This window comes from Corynebacterium sp. 122RC1 (genome assembly GCF_024580955.1).
Taxonomy (GTDB): domain Bacteria; phylum Actinomycetota; class Actinomycetes; order Mycobacteriales; family Mycobacteriaceae; genus Corynebacterium; species Corynebacterium kozikiae.
The window spans coordinates 1-436 of record NZ_JANIKD010000063.1; the positions used below are offsets into that span (position 1 = coordinate 1).

Genomic DNA, 436 nt, shown 5'->3' on the forward strand with positions numbered 1-436 from the left:
GTCTATGTATGCCAAACGCATTGAAGATTGTACAGACCAAGAACTCTATTACGCCTTGCTTGCTTTTGCAAAACAGCAGAGTGAAGCTAAGTATACAAATGACCAAAAGAAAAAGGTCTACTATATTTCAGCAGAGTTCTTAATTGGTAAGCTCTTGTCTAATAATTTAATCAACCTTGGTCTTTATGATGAGGTTAAAAGCCAGTTGGTGGCAGCTGGTAAGGATTTGATTGCTATTGAAGACATGGAGCTTGAACCGTCTCTTGGTAATGGAGGTTTGGGGCGCTTGGCTGCCTGCTTCCTTGATTCAATTGCTAGTCTAGGTCTTAACGGTGATGGGGTCGGCTTGAATTATCACTTTGGACTGTTTAGACAATTATTTGAATACCATCAGCAGTCTGCTGTGCCAAACGAGTGGATTACACCACGTTCATGG

At 41.5% G+C, this 436-nt stretch carries 1 protein-coding gene; it reads left to right on the plus strand.

The window, feature by feature from the left end:
* A partial coding sequence (locus NQ050_RS11080; RefSeq protein ID WP_257039397.1) for a glycogen/starch/alpha-glucan phosphorylase occupies nucleotides 1-436 on the plus strand: 436 nt, incomplete at both ends.